This window comes from Methanolobus chelungpuianus, from assembly GCF_024500045.1.
GTDB lineage: Archaea > Halobacteriota > Methanosarcinia > Methanosarcinales > Methanosarcinaceae > Methanolobus > Methanolobus chelungpuianus.
Map to the genome: position 1 here is coordinate 737,176 of NZ_JTEO01000004.1, position 18,884 is coordinate 756,059.

Annotated in this window: 17 protein-coding genes and 1 tRNA gene; 11 read left to right on the forward strand and 7 right to left on the reverse strand. The window is 43.3% G+C overall.

The genetic code is table 11. From position 1 onward, the window contains the following. Window positions 1-229: 229 nt before the first annotated feature. From PV02_RS08335 to PV02_RS08355, 5 genes are all read left to right on the forward strand, one after another. Window positions 230-862, forward strand: coding sequence for a hypothetical protein (locus tag PV02_RS08335; protein WP_256622913.1), 633 nt, complete (start codon window positions 230-232; stop codon window positions 860-862). 194 nt (window positions 863-1,056) lie between these two features. Beyond that, a complete protein-coding gene (locus PV02_RS08340; protein ID WP_256622914.1) occupies window positions 1,057-1,875 on the forward strand; it encodes a helix-turn-helix transcriptional regulator in 819 nt (272 codons plus the stop codon). A 488-nt stretch (window positions 1,876-2,363) separates the two neighbouring features. Continuing rightward, complete coding sequence (locus PV02_RS08345) at window positions 2,364-3,152, forward strand: helix-turn-helix transcriptional regulator (RefSeq protein ID WP_256622915.1); 789 nt, start codon at window positions 2,364-2,366, stop codon at window positions 3,150-3,152. A gap of 594 nt (window positions 3,153-3,746) precedes the next feature. Next, window positions 3,747-4,529: a helix-turn-helix transcriptional regulator gene (locus PV02_RS08350; protein WP_256622916.1), complete on the forward strand. Its 783-nt coding sequence runs from the start codon at window positions 3,747-3,749 to the stop codon at window positions 4,527-4,529. Between the two features lie 240 nt (window positions 4,530-4,769). Further along, a complete protein-coding gene (locus tag PV02_RS08355; RefSeq protein WP_256622917.1) occupies window positions 4,770-5,564 on the forward strand; it encodes a helix-turn-helix transcriptional regulator in 795 nt (264 codons plus the stop codon). Window positions 5,565-5,656: 92 nt separating this feature from the next. Here the strand turns inward: PV02_RS08355 and PV02_RS08360 are convergent, their stop codons facing one another. Continuing rightward, a complete protein-coding gene (locus tag PV02_RS08360; protein ID WP_256622918.1) occupies window positions 5,657-6,442 on the reverse strand; it encodes a helix-turn-helix transcriptional regulator in 786 nt (261 codons plus the stop codon). Window positions 6,443-6,714: 272 nt separating this feature from the next. Beyond that, on the reverse strand, window positions 6,715-7,179 hold the full coding sequence (locus PV02_RS08365; RefSeq protein WP_256622919.1) for a universal stress protein: 465 nt from the start codon (window positions 7,177-7,179) through the stop codon (window positions 6,715-6,717). Window positions 7,180-7,786: 607 nt separating this feature from the next. On the opposite strand from PV02_RS08365, the gene PV02_RS08370 reads away from it, so the two are divergent. Further along, on the forward strand, window positions 7,787-8,572 hold the full coding sequence (locus PV02_RS08370; RefSeq protein WP_256622920.1) for a helix-turn-helix transcriptional regulator: 786 nt from the start codon (window positions 7,787-7,789) through the stop codon (window positions 8,570-8,572). A gap of 94 nt (window positions 8,573-8,666) precedes the next feature. Here the strand turns inward: PV02_RS08370 and PV02_RS08375 are convergent, their stop codons facing one another. Next, complete coding sequence (locus tag PV02_RS08375; RefSeq protein ID WP_256622921.1) at window positions 8,667-9,452, reverse strand: helix-turn-helix transcriptional regulator; 786 nt, start codon at window positions 9,450-9,452, stop codon at window positions 8,667-8,669. 358 nt (window positions 9,453-9,810) lie between these two features. Between PV02_RS08375 and PV02_RS08380 the strand changes: the two genes are divergently transcribed. The 4 genes from PV02_RS08380 (at window position 9,811) to PV02_RS08390 (ending at window position 14,190) form a co-directional block, all read left to right on the forward strand. Next, the gene (locus PV02_RS08380; RefSeq protein WP_256622922.1) at window positions 9,811-10,644 is read left to right on the forward strand and encodes a helix-turn-helix transcriptional regulator; all 834 of its coding nucleotides are present in this window, start codon (window positions 9,811-9,813) and stop codon (window positions 10,642-10,644) included. A 565-nt stretch (window positions 10,645-11,209) separates the two neighbouring features. Further along, a complete protein-coding gene (locus PV02_RS13355; protein WP_425438355.1) occupies window positions 11,210-11,587 on the forward strand; it encodes a pyridoxamine 5'-phosphate oxidase family protein in 378 nt (125 codons plus the stop codon). Window positions 11,588-12,248: 661 nt separating this feature from the next. After that, on the forward strand, window positions 12,249-13,163 hold the full coding sequence (locus PV02_RS08385) for a DUF5996 family protein (protein ID WP_256622923.1): 915 nt from the start codon (window positions 12,249-12,251) through the stop codon (window positions 13,161-13,163). Window positions 13,164-13,446: 283 nt separating this feature from the next. After that, entirely contained in the window at window positions 13,447-14,190 is a 744-nt protein-coding gene (locus tag PV02_RS08390; protein WP_256622924.1) for a helix-turn-helix transcriptional regulator, read from the forward strand. A gap of 152 nt (window positions 14,191-14,342) precedes the next feature. On the opposite strand, the gene PV02_RS08395 is transcribed toward PV02_RS08390, so the two are convergent. Next, window positions 14,343-14,427 (reverse strand) — tRNA-Leu (locus tag PV02_RS08395). A gap of 403 nt (window positions 14,428-14,830) precedes the next feature. Between PV02_RS08395 and PV02_RS08400 the strand changes: the two genes are divergently transcribed. Beyond that, window positions 14,831-15,370 (forward strand): DUF3267 domain-containing protein, encoded by a 540-nt coding sequence (locus PV02_RS08400; protein WP_256622925.1) that lies wholly within the window; start codon window positions 14,831-14,833, stop codon window positions 15,368-15,370. Between the two features lie 25 nt (window positions 15,371-15,395). Here the strand turns inward: PV02_RS08400 and PV02_RS08405 are convergent, their stop codons facing one another. From PV02_RS08405 to PV02_RS08415, 3 genes are all read right to left on the reverse strand, one after another. After that, window positions 15,396-16,751, reverse strand: coding sequence for an MATE family efflux transporter (locus PV02_RS08405; RefSeq protein WP_256622926.1), 1,356 nt, complete (start codon window positions 16,749-16,751; stop codon window positions 15,396-15,398). 121 nt (window positions 16,752-16,872) lie between these two features. Further along, complete coding sequence (locus PV02_RS08410) at window positions 16,873-18,252, reverse strand: cryptochrome/photolyase family protein (protein ID WP_256622927.1); 1,380 nt, start codon at window positions 18,250-18,252, stop codon at window positions 16,873-16,875. After that, window positions 18,249-18,833 carry an SOUL family heme-binding protein gene (locus PV02_RS08415; RefSeq protein WP_256622928.1) on the reverse strand — a complete coding sequence of 195 codons (585 nt, stop codon included), beginning with the start codon at window positions 18,831-18,833 and terminating at the stop codon, window positions 18,249-18,251. Before PV02_RS08415 ends, PV02_RS08410 begins: the two co-directional genes overlap by 4 nt. Between the last annotated feature and the right edge of the window lie 51 nt (window positions 18,834-18,884).

Sequence of the window (18,884 nt, forward strand, 5' to 3'; positions counted from 1 at the left end):
ATAGTTAAAATGCATCTATAAGAAAGAGAAATGGGCCCGTTTGTGGAAATCCACTTACAGGGTCCACTGATAGGTGCCTGGCAGTTAGCAGTGGGGATTCAGTATGGAGAATCCAGTAACGGGGACCTCCTGCCAGCCACACTATGTAATACTTAATTTTTTAAGATAATTAAGATTATATATTATAGCGCCTATTTATTTTTGCAGTTAAAAACGTCCGGGTGGTAGCTTGAAAAGATGGCTTAAGACCACATACACCAAAGCTTTTTGCATTCTCTTATCTGTTCTGGTAGTTATACTTCTGGCAGGTCTTGTATACTCCGAGGAGTTCAGCGAGAGTGAACAGGCTAAGAACAAGCCAAGACTTAATGCATATAAGGTTTCCGGTTCGCCTGTCATACTCGTAGACAATCCATCGGCACGCAATCCCACATGGGAAGAGCTGATGGGGTTCCTGGAAGAAGATGATACCGATCGCATCCTGTATCAGCTCGATAGTTTCAATTGCATCGATTTTGCAGAACGGCTGCACAATAATGCCGAGCGCAGGGGCTTCAGGGCAGCTTATGTATCTGTCAGCTTTCATGACAGGCAGAACGGACATGCTATAAACGCCTTTGAAACAGCAGATAAGGGATTGGTCTTCATCGACTGTACAGGCGCCGAGAACCCGCTTGGGGAGCTGGATAGCAACGACAAGGTTGCCTATATATTGCCGGACCGGGAATACGGGTCGATCTCAATATATTATACCGACACCCCCGAGTATGAGTTCTACGAGCTGAGAAAGGATAAGCGTTTAAAGGGTTTCTTTAAAAGTATCGGCACGGTCAAAGGTACAAGGATATTCTGGGAAATGTGATCTTCAGGACATACGTCCTCGGATAGGGATTCACAGAAAGTTACTAAAATCCGGGCTTTATACTTTTTTATATTCATGAATAATAATCTATAGTCCTGTCTTTATTTAATTCATTATAAATACAATTGGCATATTCTCTATGTTGTTGGAGTGGAGAGTATTGAAATTACGATTACCTGAGAGGATGTACTGAGATGAGAAAAACGTTGGTTGATGTATTGTTCATGTCTGAAAAACGAAAGAATGTGCTATTATTGCTGCAGGAAGGTCCGAAGGAAACCCAGTCAATCCTTGATAAGCTAAAGACAACAAGGACTGCGTTGCTTCCCCAGATGAGAGTGCTTGAAGAATCTTTTCTTGTTGTTCATTATGATGATATCTACGCCCTCACAAAGATCGGGGAACTGATCGTTAATGAAATGAGGTCCCTGCTGGATACTGTTGATGTCCTGGATGTGGATATAGAATACTGGGGAACGCATAAGCTGGATTTTGTCCCTCCTCGCCTTCTGGCAAGGATAAATGAACTCGGAATATGCAGGGTGGTAAGTCCCTCCATCACAGAGATCTTTGAGGTCAATAATGAATTCCATGAGACTTCAAAAAGATCACGTTCCCTCTTCAGGATCACGACCTTCCTGTACCCTAACTATCCCATGCTCTTGTCGGAGCTGATATCAAATAATGTGGAAATTAATTTAATTATCACTGATGAACTGCTCAATAAAATAAGAACCGATAACGATCCAGGACTCAGGGAACTGAGCAAGACAGGCCTGATCAAAATTTCAATTTACCCCGGTGAAATGGGTTTCCTGTCCTTTGCATATAATGACTATCAGCTATTGCTGAATCCGATAAAGACCGATGGGGATTTTGACAAAAAGCACATCCTTTCTGAGAATCCGGGTGCACTGGAGTGGGGAAAGGAACTTTACGGGCACTACCTGAAAGATGCAGTCCCTGTCAGCGATATATGGCAGGTCAGCAATCCTGGGTTAAGCGCTGAATGAGATGCTATAATCGACATTATTTGAGGATTCTGTGCTGTTAACAGATTAATGGAGCCATTAAGGCAACATTTCAGGAGTAACGCTGTGAAAATGCCCTCTGCAGGAAATCCTGAATCCTGATCAGAACGCCTTTTATAGAAGGAGGGCAGTTTTAGGCTCAGTGCGAATAAGGTAGTTCGAGACACCTGGAAACCACCACGCTTTAAGGTGTCTCTCTCCTTACGAATCCGAAATATTCCCCAATATTTCTTCTTAGGCTTGCGAGTGACCCATACTCGCACTGCCTTATAGGTGCTTTGTTTATATAACCTAACCTGTTCTTAATCTCGCGAACGACTATGTAATTTGCTGGCAGGTAATGTTCTAACGGCATTAAAAGTTGAGAGGGCATTTAAGATTATAATCCCGCGTACTGAATCCGGAGGATATTCAGAGTTAAATACATAGACATAATACATAAGAGTATATGCCAGGCCGGAGGTTCCAGCATGAAGAAAGATTTGCTAGAGACCATATTTGCTTCTGAAAAACGGAAAAATGTGCTTTTAATGCTACTTGAAGGTCCTGCCGAAATGGAGACTTTTCTGAGGTCCATTAAGACTACAAGACAAGCCCTACTTCCACAGATCCGCGTTCTTGAAGAAAGCAACCTTGTAAGGCAAAAAAAAGACATTTATGAGCTGACCACCATCGGAAAGCTGATTGCAGAAGAAATGAAGCCTCTGATAGGTACGCTTGGCGTATTCGACAGCAGCATGGATTACTGGGGAGAGAGGGAAATGGGTTTCATTCCTCCTCACTTGCTCCTAAGGCTTCGTGAGATAGGTCCATGCACGGTCGTTTCAAACATCCCTCCCGCAGAGAGTTATTCTCCCAGCAAACAGGCAGTAGAGAGTGGAAAGAGGTCAAAGAGCCAGATTTCAGTCACTACATTCCTCTTTCCAAATTTCCCATCCATACTTGCCGACTTCAAGCAGCAAGGAGTGAAGATGTGTCTGGTGGTTTCCCCGGAGCTTCTTGAAAAAATGAGACAGACCAGGGATGACAAATACAGGGGCCTCTTAAATAGTGACACAGTTGATATCTTTGTATATCGGGGCAGGATGGACTTTATGGCATTCGGATACAACGACTTCAGCTTCATGATGAGAATGTTCACAAAAACAGGCGAGCCGGACCAGAAATACGTAATATCCTCCAGTCCTTCTGCACTTGAATGGGGAAAAGAGCTTTTTAATCACTACCTGAAGGATGCTGTACCGGTGACTGAAATATAAGCTTATGACACGAGACTCACGTTCAACAAGACATAGAGGCAATTCTGCAGATGTCCCATCAGGGAAATACCCCTGGAAGGAAGGCATGGACAGTAGTGGGAATCCTTTTTTATACTTATAATCACACTCAAGCGCTGAGTGTATAAGATCATCTGAGATGGCTGGAAATAATGACGCTTTAGCCTGTCTCTGTTCCTGCAAAGCGGGATATCCCATATCCTGACGTGTTCATAAGCTTTGTATTTATGTAGTAGAATGAGGCGCCTGGAAACCACCACGCTTTAAGGCGCCTCTCTTCTTAACGGATCCGAGATGTTCCCCAGCATCTCTCTGTCATTCCGCTCCCCATTTGCGAGCACCCCTTCGCCCGCAACATATAGTAAGTCCTTTTTTTATATAACCTGAACCTTTCTTAATGTCATGAACTATATTGTGTTTTGTTTATCAATGATCTTTTAATGATATTGAAATTTCACAGCATATTAAAACAGGCCTGTTTAATGTTTTATGATGGCTGTTCCATATAAATAATACAAGTTACATATTGTTTGCAGGAATGTTATACGAATATGCTTTCCCGAGGTTGTGCCGCATATGAAAAAGTTGCTGCTTGATGTGATATTCGCATCAGAGAAAAGGAATAGGGTGATCCTGCTCCTGCAAAAAGGCCCTCTGGAAATGAAAGTCCTTCTGAGGGAACTGGATACGACAAGGCAGGCATTACTTCCACAGATCAGGATCCTGGAAGATCATCATCTTGTCGCTGGCTCTAATGACTCCTACGAACTGACAGCTATCGGTAGGCTGATAGCTGATAAAATGGGGCCTCTTCTGGGAACTCTCGCAGTTCTGGATAATGATGTCGATTACTGGGGAAAGCATTGGATCGACTTTATTCCGGCTCATCTTCTGGAAAGGATCAGTGATATCAGGGGTTGCAGTATAGTCCAGCCCAGCCTGATGAACCTGTATGAGATGAACATGGATTTCATTGAAAGTGCTAAAAGATCCGGCTCACTGTTCTTCATATCTTCTTTTATGCAACCCAATTTCTCCCAGATACTGCGACAGTTCGTCGAGAACAACATTGATGTTTCGATCATCGTGAACCGGGAGCTGCTGGACAAGATGAAGAGGGAATCACATGTGAGCTTTAATAAGTTCATATCCACCGGCAGAGTTAGGTTCTACCTTTACCCAGGGGAATTCAAATTCCTCTCCTTATCACTTAGCGATGATTGTGCAGTCCTGAGGCTATTCACCATAGGTGGCGGGTTCAGTAATAAACAACTTGTCTGCTGCACTCCCGAAGCTCGCGGGTGGAATAAGGACCTTTTCGATCACTACCTCAAGGATTCAATCCCAATAACCGATTGATGTGTGCATCATCGTCTGTAGGGCCGTGGTTCTGCGCCGCTTGCAGGGGTGTGGGAGCGATTCAGGGGATTTAAGTTTGTGAGGCGGATAGTTACATATTATCTGTTATCAGGTTCTTTGTGTCCAAAGTTAGATCCTTATTTTATTTAAATGAGTATAAATATTATGAGACGCATCTCTAATTTGCTTAAATTACTGTGTCTGATATGAAATGTATGGGATCGTTATTCCAGCAAGGATGTGCAGCAATTGAAGAAGCCATTACTTGACGTTGTATTTGCATCTGACAAGCGAAAGAATGTTCTCCTTCTTTTGCAGGACGGAGCGAAAGAGATGGGGAATCTTCTCAGTGCTTTGAACACAACGAGAACTGCATTACTTCCTCAGATACGAATACTCGAAGAGCATTATCTCGTTTCACATATCCTGGATCGCTATGAACTGACACCTATTGGCAAGCTGCTCGTCGATAGTTTGTCCTCTTTGCTGGCTGCTACTGAGGTTCTTGATGAGGATATCGATTACTGGGGGGACCATAAGCTGGATTTCCTTCCACCTCATCTCCTGAAAAGAATAGGCCAGCTTCGGAAATGCAGGATCGTGACTCCCTCTTTTGCTGACGTGTTTAATCTCAATGAAGAGATCCTGAGCACATCGCCTATATCAGGATCACATCATGGGTTTGTGACTTTCTATCATCCTTTGTTTCCTCAGTTCTTTGCAAAGATGGTCTCAAACAATGTAAATATATACATGATAATACCGCAGGACGTACTTGACAGATTCAAAGCAGAAGAGTCGATGCTACTTAAAGAGACTATGAAAAGTGAATTATTCCACTTGTTTGTGTATCCCGAAAAACCGGATTTCATCGCTCTTGTGTATAATGACTATTATACTTTTGTACGCCTGCTGAAAAATAACGGCGAGTTCGGCAACAGGTATATCATCTGTAACTCAGAGGAAAGTCACGAATGGGCAAAAGAGCTTTATGACCACTACTTAGGAAAGTCTGTTCAGATATCGGAGATATGACCGGCTTTTTTATAAGTGTCCCTATCAAGGCGTTTTCAGTCTGATCTTAGTGCTTAAATGAGCACTTTATAAAACAAAACCGGCCAACGAAGTCAGATCTCTCTTACAGGAACGGAATCCTTCAGATAGTACTCATAAAGCTCTCGATTCCAGTCAACCGGGTCATGACCTCTGCATAGCATGAACCTGTGGTCAAACTCTCCGTTGTTCTTTAACATGCATGTAAGGGAGTGAGTATCGTCAAATGTGAAGTACAGTAAATCCATATTTTTATTGTAGACATACATGTTAAAGGATTCATTCTTAATTAAATCCGCAAATACCGCCTGATATTCTGCTTTGATCTTGTCAAAGACCTCACGAGAAAATATGTAGTGTAATGTAAGGCCAGATTCCAGCAGTTCTTTGATTATGGGCTCAAAATTAGGATATAGTATAGTAGTAACCGTATAAACCGACCTGGATAAGCTATAACCGGGGTTAAGGGACTTATGGATAGAGAATAGTTCTGTAAGGTCAGGATTTATTATTTCGCAATTTCGCAGCTTGTATATTTTCCCGAAGAGATGGGAGGGGATAAAATCAAGGTTGCGGCTTCCCCAGTAGTCAATATCGTTCTCAAAAGGCTGGATTATACCCAGCAGATGGGCCATCTCATCAACGACCAGTTTTCCAATGGTTGTCAGTTCATAGCGATCCAGGGTGTGTGAAACGAGATAATGCTCTTCGAGCATCCTCATCTGAGGAAGCAGCGACTGCCTATTCGTTTTAAGCGAGACGAGAATGTCATCCATCTCCTTCACTCCATCCTGCAAAAGAAGGAGGACATTCTTTCTCTTGTCAGACGCAAATATTATATCAAGTAGTGACTTTTTCATCCGCTGCTCATCCTCTCTGTAAATCCGAACTCTCTTATTTCTACCCTGCCATGGTAGTTATGTGCCTGCTGCTATTTATACTCGTTTAAATGCCAATCACTGACTGGCTATGTAGAAAACCTGCCTCCTCATTTGAACCACAAGAGTTCACAGAGAACACAGAGGATTAAAACAAATTGGAGTATTCTTTGTGAACTCTTGTGATTAACAACATTGTTATGTGTGGCTTTGTGAGCATTTCTGCGCTTAATGGAGGACCCCTGAAAAAGGGGTCATTTGACTATCATAACTCTTGTCCTTGCATGTCTGGCAACGTCCAGGGCCACACTACCAAGAATCACTCTCTCCAGACCTGTCCTGCCCAAAGTGCCCATTACGATCAGGTCAATATCGTTCTTCTCGGCAAAACCTATGATCTCAGAACCAGGATGACCTTCAAGCAGTACAGTTTCTATCTGTACACCTGCCCTGTCCCCCATTTCTTTTACGGCTCCAAGTGCCTTCCTGCCATCCTCTTCAAGTTGATCATGCAAATCATGCTCAGCCGGAGACACATTTCTGGATGGCTCTATAGGTACTCCGAAGTAAGAAAGGTGTGGTATCGTTGGCATCACATTCACTGCATAAAGTTTAGCCCCGCTCAGCCTTGTGATCTCGATCCCCGAAAGAGCTGCGTTGTTAGCATTTTCAGAACCGTCAGTTGCAACCATTATTTTCCTGTACATTTTGCTTTCCATATTACACACCCTATAACCGTATCTTAGCGTCTAGCCAATTAATGCCTTATTCAAATGACCTAAAACTAGTCGCTTGAAGATGCGTTATTTTATAGATCGTTACTGCAAATCCAGATTTGTCTGAAAATACATAACACAAACCATGGTGAACTGTCAACAACCACGGTACATGGCTCCCTGGTAATTACTTCTACAAAGGTATGCATATATCAGTATCTTATGGATTTTGAAAGAAAGCTGTGATTTGCAGAAGTCTTGCGATTTGCCACATCCCTTGTGACATGCGAAAATCGATCGGCATGCATGTTTGAAAGCGTGATCTTTCTGGTGCAACAGGCTTTATCAACAAACAAAAGTAATTACTATCTAAAGCAGCTATCTTCTCTTTTAGCATCAGAAAGACCTTAAGAAAAACTAAATATAACCCTTTTACCCCGGAATGCTAACTTAATCAAGAGCTTAATAATGTTAAGAGTTAGCCACTAATATTTAAATTTTATTTATAATACGTGAAAAATAAAAAGGCATCTATTTAATTTAATATAAGTAGAATATCAGCATAATCATTTTTGCTAGCTCCAATTACAACTTATTGGGATGCGTCTCTATGAAAAAGCCATTAATCGAAGTGATATTTGCATCAGAGAAGCGAAAGGACGTTCTCCTTCTTTTGCAGGATGGATCAAGGGAGATGGAATATCTTCTCAATTCTCTGGACACAACAAGGACCGCATTACTTCCTCAGATGAAGATACTGGAAGAACATCAGCTTGTATCCCACGATAGAGACACTTACGAACTGACGCCTATAGGGAAACTCATAGTTAACCGGATGAGCCCCTTGTTAAGGACAGTCGATGCATTAGGAGCAGACATTGATTACTGGGGAAGCCATATTCTTGACTTCATCCCGTCTCATCTATTGGAACGAATAGGTGAGATCGGGAAGTGCAATACTATAATTCCTACTGTTCCGGAAACACATTACATACTTAGAAAGTTCCACGAAAGTTCAAAGGATTCTGGTATTCTTTATAGCATAAACACGTTTTTTCACCCGAACTTTGTCGAACTATTTGCTGACCTGCTTCAGAATGATGTTGAAATACACTTTATCCTTTCCCAGGACTTATTGACCGATATGACAGACAACTATAACAAAATATTTAACAGTCTGATCGATACAAATAAATTCCACTTCTATTTACATCCTAAAGATCTAGGTTTCATGTCTTTAGGAGTAAGTAAACATTACTTAATGCTGACTTCATTACGGACAGATGGTTTTTTTGATAACAGCCGTATCCTGTGCAATAGCCGGACTGCTGTTGAATGGGGAATAGAGCTTTTTAACCACTATCTGAAGGACTCCACACGAATAAATGAAGTTTAGATCGATCTTGAACCAGCGATATTTTGAACTGGGCATATCACAAAATACTATTTCAGAAAAATGGAATTAACCGAGAGATAAATTATAATAACGGTCATACCTCAGTGATCGGTATGGAACCTCCCAGGTAATGATCAAAAAGGTCCCTGCTCCACTGATAGGACCGAGGGTCATTGCATAATAATTGCTTGTAACTGAAATCCTTGTTCTTTGAAAGCAGCCTCAGGATAAAACAAGAATCCGTTATTGACAGTGTTGTTACTCTCAAATCTCCCTGATATATGAAAAACCTGACTCCGCCGTGAGCAATAAATCCTTTAAACGAGTCATAAAGTTCCTGTGTGAACCTGGCATATAATTCCCTGGTTACTATCATCGTAACTTTCCTATTGTCCTTGATGAACTCTGAGAGAAGGGAAGGAAACTCCGGATGCATTATCGTGGTCAATAAGTAAATGTGACTTGATTTGGAAGCGCTTTTCACAAAGTCCTTATTGATCTCGAACAGTTCTGCTATAGTGGGACTAAGAACTTTACAACTTCTGAGTTCATCGATTCTTTCTAGGAAAGAATGAGGGATGAACTCCAGGTCATGCGACTCCCAGTAATCAATATCCATATCCAGGACTTCAATAGTGTTTATAAGAGGGGACATATCGTTAACGATAAGCCTTCCGACAGTTGTCAGCTGATATATGTCCTTTTTGTGAGAAACAAGATAATGATCCTCCAGGACCTTTATCTGAGGAAGTAATGCTGTTCTTGTTGTGTCCAGAGAATTGAGAAGATATTCCATCTCCTTTGGGCCATCTTGCAATAATAGCAAGGTATTCTTTCTTTTCTCGGACATAAAGATAACATCAACCATCGTTTTTTTCATAGATATGCATCCTCAGGTACACATGTAATTAAGTTTAACTCCACTCCACGTTGAAATTACATCCTACTGCTATTTATACAAATTTAATCCTGGACATAACAATTAATACAAAGTCTGATCCAAGTTTGAATAGTATTCATCTGCCCTGCATTCTAATCTTTCTTTTATACAGGAGTGCTTTGAACGACTCTAACAAAAAAAGTAAAGAAAGGGTGTTTGGGCTTTAAGGTAAAGGGTGTCAAGAAAGTAGCTGCTCTTTTGAATTAATATCGCAACTTTTATTTAAATTTTTATAAATACGAGGAGCCATATAGTTTAATCCTATCCGGAATGACATTGCTTGACGGGGACGGTCTGAATGAAGAAACCACTGCTTGATGTGATATATGCGTCAGAGAAGAGGAAAGGGTCTCTCCTATTGCTAAAAGATGGCCCGAAGGAAATGGAATTTCTCCTCAGATCCCTTAGCACCACGAGACAGGCGCTACTCCCGCAACTAAAGGTACTTGAAGGGCACCATCTTATTTCCCATTCCAGAGATACATATTGCTTAACCACTATCGGGAAGCTAATAGTCGTTAAAATGTCTTCCTTATTAAATACAGTAAACACTTTTGATACTGATATTGATTATTGGGGAACGCATAATCTTAGCTTTATTCCATCTCCTCTCTTAGAAAAAATCAATGAGCTTAAAAAATGTGCATTGATAACTCCTTCAATCACTGAATTCTTTGATGCTGTCGAAAACATTCATCCTATTACTATTACTTCGCCTGGGATATTTGATACCTTTAATAAAGCTACCATGGAATCAAAGTTTTACGGGACATTTACAACCTTTCTGAATCCTACTGTCCAAAGTGTGATTTCCCAAATGCTTGATAACGGAGTGAATGTAAATTTCATTATTACCAAAAGTCTGTTTGATATAATTCAGACTAAAGAATATGAATTCTTTGCAGAATTCCTTAGAAGCCATTTGTTCCATTTTTATATATATCCTGAAGGTATAGACGTGCTCTCTTTTGCATACAATAATCATTACTTCATCCTACGCCTGCTAAAACAAACTGGTGAGTACGAGAGTAAGTATATTTTTTGCTCTGACCCGCGTTCAATTGAATGGGCGAAAGAACTTTTTAATTATTATCTGGAGAGATCAAAACCAGTAACTGAAGGCTGGTTTTAAGCCTCCTGGATTGCATTGATATTCATGTCAGACCTTGCAATAAAGTACTCCTATCCTTAATATGTATTAATCTCGCATCTTTTGGCAATAACCCGGGTACTCATACCTGAAACTTCTTGAAATCAATGTATGCTTCAACTCTAGTGCCCCCTGAATACTGTTTTAGACCTTGCTGGCTTCTTTTCCGATGCATACGCATCCTTCAGGTTTGCGAGATGTTATTTTCAAATACCGATACGCATGAAAGAATAGGTTCTCTCTAAGGTTACTTTGCCTTATCCGGATAAGGATGCTGCAACTGATTAGTCGTTTACTCTTAACGCCCATGTGAGGCAAAGGCTGGAGATATGGGAAGTGTAAGGTGAGAGAAGAACAGTTTAATCAAATAACTAAGGATAGAAAGTAAATGCCGGAACATGTTCGCTGGATCCGGCAGATTATACTTAGAATTATTGTTAAGTTTGCTAATAATCCGAATAGCAAGGATTTATGGAAAACCTTATAACTGATCATAAATGAGTCTATTATAGAATAAAGGATAGCAGGGGGAGTTATTATAGTACGGATTGAAGGAAAATGCCAGGAAGTTCTAGATAATACGGAATGGGTCGCTATTGCAACCTGTGGGGATAATGGTCCGCACCTGGTTGCAACATGGGGTGGCTATATCAGAGCATTTAAAACAGAAGAAAGCGGAATAATCCTTATTCCTGCCGGATATTATAATGTTACCGAGGAGAACCTCAAGAAGAACAACCGCGTGGAATTGCTCTTTGCTTCAAGAAAAGTTGAAGGTACCAACAGCACCGGACAGGGATGTTGCATCTCTGGAACAGGTGAAATCCAAACTTCAGGTAAATATGCAGATCTGGCAACATCAAAGTTCTCATGGGCAAGAGGAGCACTGGTTATAACCATAGAAAGAATTAACACGCAACTGTAAATACAATCTCTGGACATCATTTCTGTAAGATATATCATAACATTTACAGTAGACATTTCTATATGTATTAATTAAGCCTTAAGAAAATAGCTTACTCTTTTTGGAGTTGTATATAATCCCAAAGATCACATGCCAGGAATATATACAACTGAATATCTGGCAACACTTTTATGGATCCCATATTAAAATAATTTAAAGATCTTGTAATAAAGATCTATAAGAAAAATTACTGATATTCTCTGCAACCTGGTCTAAAGTATATTATAGCTTTATCAGATTGCAATAAAAATATTACTTGTCATGAATCATGGTATTTTTACTATAAACAACTGTAAAAACGGAAACAATCATCCGGGCTTTGATGCGGTTAGTTTTAGGAAGCTGCTTGAAAGTGATTATATGCCGATAACTTTCCTGATACGTTTTATTTACTTACCATTTGCAGCTTCTGCACAAGTTTATCTTCAACTCACGGAAGAAGATCAACAAGGAACCTGAAAGGTTCTTGCAGGTCATGGGCCAGACTGTGCTTGCTTAGAGCTGCCTCCTGCAGGAGATCAACATGAGACTCTGGACCAACAGTATTGACGGCTCTTGGAAACTGTGATATCGGACAATTGCTTCCAAGAATATATAAAACGCAAAGCAAGATATGATAAGTATGAAAGACAGGAACAAAGAAATTTGGCCTGAGTTATTGTTCAAAGAAGGAAAAGAAACTTACCAGACCATCCACTTGTGGACACAGGTTGTAGGAAAAATAAAACTGGCAAAGATGCCCTGGATCAATCATTCGTGGCATGTTGCCCTAATGGTTACGCCTGTTGGTCTCACTACTGGCGATCTTCCTTCGGATGGAAAACATTTTCAAATAGACTTTGATTTTCTTAATCACCAGTTGGAAATAAAAACCAGCCGGAATGAAGTAAGAAGATTTGATTTGCCGTCTCTTTCAGTAGGCGCTTTTTACAGGGATATTCTGGATTCATTAAAGGAGATGAATATAGAAGTAAAGATCAATCCTGTGCCAAGTGAAATGGAAAGTCCCGTTCCTTTAGATAAGGATGAGCGGGACTCTTATGTACCTGAAGTGGCCACTGCTCTGCATTGCGCCCTGCTTCAGTCCAATCAGGTCTTTACAGAATTCAGGGCGGGCTTTATAGGAAAATGCAGTCCTGTCCATTTCTTTTGGGGAAGCTTTGATCTGGCTGTTTCCAGGTTTTCCGGACGCAAAGCTCCGCTACATCCCGGAGGCATACCTAATTTTCCGGATTGGGTAGCCATAGATGCTTATTCCCATGAAGTGAGCAGCTGTGGGTTTTGGCCGGGAAATGATGCAGTACCTTTTGCAGCTTTTTACAGCTATATTTATCCTGAACCCCAAGGCTTTAAATCTGCCGGCATAAAACCTGAGAGCGCTTACTATCATAACGATCTAGGTGAATTCATTCTTCCATATAAGGAGGTGCAACAATCCAATGACCCATCTCAGACATTACTGGACTTCCTTAATACGACTTACGAAGCTGCAGCAGATTCAGCTCACTGGGACAGGGAAAATTTAGAAAGACGTTAAATGGACTGAACTACAGTTTCGATTGAGGAGCCCATGCCTTTCATAAGCCTATTAAATCCTTGTTACATCCATGCCCTGGACGCATGTGCCCGTCTGGTTAACAATAATGTTGATATTTACATCATCTCTTTTTCAGAATTTCCTCATTTAGTTCATAACAAGATACAATTTTCATGCTGCGTAAAACCTATTAAACATTATTCTCTAATATAGCAGCATAGGTATGTTAACTGGGAGTGCTGTAGTGGAAAACAAAAAGATGCTTATGTCTATCTTTTGCTCGATGGAAAAAATAAATATGCTTTTATTATTGCAGGATAGTCCTAAGGAAAAACGAGAAATGCTTAAAGAACTGGAAATGTCACCACAGAAACTATCCCCGCAGCTTATAGAGTTAACTAAAAGTAAAATTGTTAAACATCAGGATGACAATTATGAGTTGACGGCTATGGGCCATCTATTGGTTGCTGAGATTAGTTCAATGATAGAGACAATGAAGTTTTTCCATGGGGACTATTGGTGGAATCACAACTTTAATTTTATCCCCTCACATCTCTTAAAGAGACTGCTTAAGATCAGGGGTTGGACTAAGTATGATCCTGCTATTTCTGAAATATATGAATACAATAAAGCTTTTTATGAAAAAACCTTACTATCAGATTCTGTCAGTTTATTGAGCGTTGTTCAGCCACCTTTTTTCTTTAAATGGGCCTCTGAGATTCTGGACCGTGGAGGAAATTTATCGGTTATCTTTGAGTTGAATCTTTTCAATAAAATCAAAGAGGATAATCCTGAAGCACTGCAGAAGCTTATTAATAGCAAGCATTTTAGACTTTACACGTATTCAGAGTTGAGAGGCCTGTTTTATTTTGTGCAATGTGATACATGTATTTTATTGAGGCCGTTAACGAACGATGACTCATACGACCATACACACTTGATAAACAGCAGTATGGAAGCAGTACAATGGGGAAGGGAGATCTTTGAATACTATGTTAGGGACTCAGCACTTATAACTGAGATCTAAACAATTGTTCCACTTCTTCTATTTGCTTATTATAAGAAAATTAAATCCAGGGCTTAGCTAACAGTTCGATTTTTCCTTTCTCTTTTAACCAATAAAATTGCAAATTTGAAGTGGAATTTGCATTCCTTTCTGTTAACTCTTCAAAAATCGCATGCGGGGGGTGCGATTCGAACGCACGAATTCCTACGAAAATGGGTCCTAAGCCCATCGCCTTTGGCCTGGCTGGGCAACCCCCGCTTTAAGGAACAACACTGCTAACTGTAGCTTTTCATTTATTAATATTGCCGTTCCGGGAAAGAAACATGCTTACAGTGGCAGATGGTATAAATGCGCTCTGCTAATTAAAGTTATGCATGGGCGGTGCCAGGGGGTGAACGGGGAGGAGAGCAGGGGCGATAGCCGGGATCTGTATATAGTTATTGCATATGATTAAATAATGAGGCTGGTCTATCCTGTATGGATAGGTCTTTCCCGCTGATTGGGCTATGGAAGAATGGAGCGGCGGGAAGTATATTATCAGATGTGATAACAAACTGATCAATACAAGATAGGGCCAAGAGGAGGTACAGGCATAAAGATCGTCAGCAGGATTCCGGCGACAGGCAAGCAGAGGCATGAGGAACTGACAGGGGACGGATGGGTGGCTTTGAAAGAGCCGCAGAGGCTGATGACTGCAGTGGCGGTTTCGATCCAGTTGATGGTTCTCAATGTCCTGTTGACTGTGGGGATATTCAGCCTGTTCCGGCCTGTCTCACCGTCAGACTTTGGTTTCGGCCAGGACGGGTTCAGCAGAACGGTCAGCCTTGAGGCTGTTGTGGGCTTGTCCTTGCTTTTGATAGTTCACGAGATGCTGCACCTGGTGATGATCCCCGGCTTCGCTTCATCGGACAGGACATGCGCGGGCATCACCTATGCGGGAGGATTCGTTTACACCGAGGAAGAGATCCCGAAAGCTAGATATCTGCTGGTCACAGCACTGCCCTTTGTCATCATCTCGGTACTGCTGCCACTTGTGCTGGGAAACGCAGGCCTGCTGACAGCAGGTTCAATGGCCCTGATCCTGTTCAACTCAATGGCGTCCTCGGTGGATGTGCTGTCAATGTTCCTCATATTAACGCAGGCATCGGCAGGGTCACGTCTGACAGGTAACGGCACGAGGACTTACTGGAAACAGATGTAATGTGGGCAGGCAGTGCGGGACGCATTTAGGGTCTCCTGCATTTCTCTCCCCTGAGCACCTTCAGCTCATCGTACAGCATCACCATCACCACAGCGAACATAAGGTAATCTGCCAGAGGGGTCGCGAACCACACGCCGTGCAGGCCGAAGAACATTGGAAGGGCCAGCAGCAGCGGGAACATGAACACGAATATCTTTCCCAGGTGGATGAACAGGGCATAGCCCACCCTGTTGACTGACTGGTAATAGGTAGCGTTCACGACCACGATACCCTGGACCAGCAGCGATGCCACTATTATCCTCATGCCGGTCACAGTGGTCTCGAGGATCTCCTCGGTATCAGGATTGAACATGCCGGCAACCATCTCAGGCACCAGGTAGACTATGATGACGCCAATGCTCCCTATCGCCACACAGGCGGCCATGGCAAGCTGCAGTGTCCTGCACACCCTGTCATACAGGCCAGCTCCGTAATTGAAGCCGATTATCGGCTGTACACCGACGGCAATACCCTCGAACATCATATAGAACACGGCAAATGAATAGCCGATTATCCCGTATGCTGAGACCGCCCCCTCGTCACCGTACCGGAGCAGCACGAAATTATGTGCAAGGAACAGCACCGCCACCGAGAACTGCATCGCAAAGGACGGCAGGCCGCTCTCCACAATCCTCAGTACTTCCCCCGGATGGAATCCCATGGTCCCGAGGCTGACCTTAAGTCCTGTCCTGCTGCCGAAGAAGTGCATGGAAAGTATGATTGCGCTCAGTGCAAAGGCCATCACTGTGGCGAGAGCCGCCCCGAAGAGCTGCATATCCATCCTCATCACGAACAGATAGTCAAGCACAAGGTTTGCCAGCACGGCAAGTATCATTGTCCTCATGGCAAGCAAAGGGAACCCGTCGTTCCTTACAAGAGGGTCCAGGGTAAGCGGAAGGAGCAGGAGGACCGATCCCGCAAAGATCACACTCATGTAATCTCCTGCCATCGACCTGACAAGATCGCTCGCCTCGAACATGCCGATCAGCGGATCAACAAGGACCAGGCCCAGTATAGTGATCACAAGTCCTGCCACAGCCACAAGAGGGAACACATTGGACATGATCCTCATGGCCCTGTCCCTGTGCGAGCTCCCAAGTTCAAGAGCAATGAGGCTTGCAGAGCCCATGCCCATCATTATTCCGGCCGCTACGATGAACATGACAAAGGGAAAAGCAAGCGTGACACCCGCAAGCCCCTGGCTGCCCACGCCGTTACCTATGAAAAAGCCATCAATTATTGTCTGTATCCCTGCAACCAGTATTCCTGCGACCGCGGGGAAGGTGAATCTTCTAAAAAGGCTCCATACACTATCCGACAGCATTTCTTCATCGCTTACCATTATATCCCTGTGTCTCTGCTGAAACTTAACACTTAGTCACAGGAATTATTTAAACCTGTCCGGATATGGCTGAATTCCCGGCCAGGGTCTCCCGCAGGGAAAAGTGTCTTCTTGCTTCGGGTCACAAAGAACCGAATATAGCCAATGTCCTGTCCCTTTCTTTCTTATGGTCGACTATTGCAGAAGGATACCCCGAGGAAGCAGGGGGCTTACTTCTCTCAAGACCGTGGATATCTGCTGCACTCATTTCCCTCAATTCAGGAATCCACTGCCGGATATATTCGCATTCCGGATCGTACTTCCTCTGCTGGAGCCATGGATTGAAAACGCGGAAGTACGGCTGCGAGTCCGCACCTGTGGATGCAGACCACTGCCAGTTGCCGTTGTTCACACATGGGTCATAGTCCACAAGCATGCTTGCGAAATATCGCTCGCCGAGGTACCAGTCCATATGCAGGTCCTTTACAAGGAATGATGCAGTGATCATCCTTACCCTGTTGTGCATGAAGCCTGTCTCGTTCAGCTGCCTCATGCCTGCATCAACTATCGGGAAACCGGTATTCCCGGAACACCATGCATGGAAGTGTGGATTGTCATAGTCCCAGTCGATGCTGCGGAACTTTTCCCTGAAGGACTGGATGAATACATCAGGAAAATGGTATGCTGTATGAGTGAAGAAATCACGCCAGTACAATTGCCGCAGGAGTGGATGTTCTTCCCCTAGCTCCTCCTTCACACTGTGATAGAATTCCCGAATGGATATGGTCCCAAGCTTATTATGTGCCGAGAGAGCCGTCGTTCCGTGAGTGGAAGGATAGTTGCGTTCGGTATCGTATCTCTCAAAGCCTGGGAGGTCTCCCAGTATACTTAAGGCATTTTCCCTCCCGCCCCTGGAAAAGAGACGCCCGTTCCTGGAAGGCAGCAGCGTTTCGAAAGAGTGGAACTCCTCAATTCCCGGCTTCCCTGTATAGAAACTCTTTCCGGGAAGCGTTATGGGGAGGGGTACTTCTCTTCTGAAGCCGGCACGGAAGAACTGTGAGAACACAAGGTAAGGCTTTCCCTGTTTTGTCAGGACTGATCCCGGCTCATGCAGCAGGCAGTCATGGAACTGCATGAACTTCACATCTGAACCAATACAGGCTCTCTTTATGGCTTCATCCCTTCGCCTGCTCAAGGGGGTGTAATCATGATTGACAAACACGGCATTAATATCCAGCTTTCCGGCCAGCCGGCTGACGACATCCTCAGCGGTCCCGTAAAATAGGTAAAGCCTGCCTCCTCTTGAGTGCAATTGCTCACTGAGGTCATCCAGTGACTCCAGCAGGAACTGGAAGGCGTGCGGATTGAAACCGAGCCTTTCTCTGTCTGAGAGCCTCGGGTCGAATATGAAGCACGGAATGACCTCTTCTGACAATTCCATAGCTGCCCTGAGGCCCGTATTATCCTCAATGCGCAGGTCCCTCCTGAAAATAAATAGCGATCTTCCAAAATGCGGCATCATGCAACCTCAACTGCCACTTCGTTCTTCATAAGAACAGGAGGTGAGCGGGGAGGTGCATAACTGAACAGGAAATAATCACTCTGCGTCTGCACCCTGTGCTCCCTGAGAGAACTCTCAAGCCTTCCCCGGTGTTCCTCGTAAGCAGAATCGCCTGCGTATCCTGAAAATCCCAGGACGGCCACTTTCCTTGAGGGAATCTCGCTGATGGCAATATCGCTGTTCAGAGGCTGCGGCGCATTATCCACCCGGTACCCTTCAGGCAGTATGAAGGACATATTCACACGCTCTCCTTCGCTCCGGGATATCAGGGGCAGTACCATATCCATCCTGGCATTGTCCCTGTTATTCCCTATGATGTAGCGGGAGAGGGCGGTGAAGGCACTGTCCAGGCTGTCGGAACTCATGGAAGCAAGGGTCAGGTTGCTGTATTGCCTTACCTCTACTTCCTGGCCTATTGTTCCGACCACGCTGTAATCCACCATTACGGCATCCCTGACGATAGCTACGCTTGCAAGATACCAGCCTGCCACAAGCACTACGGCAACAGTGAACAGCCCAAAAGCGATCCCCGACTTTCCCATGATCAATAATAGTACTGCAAAGTTAAAGGCTTTACAGGCAGGATGCTCCTG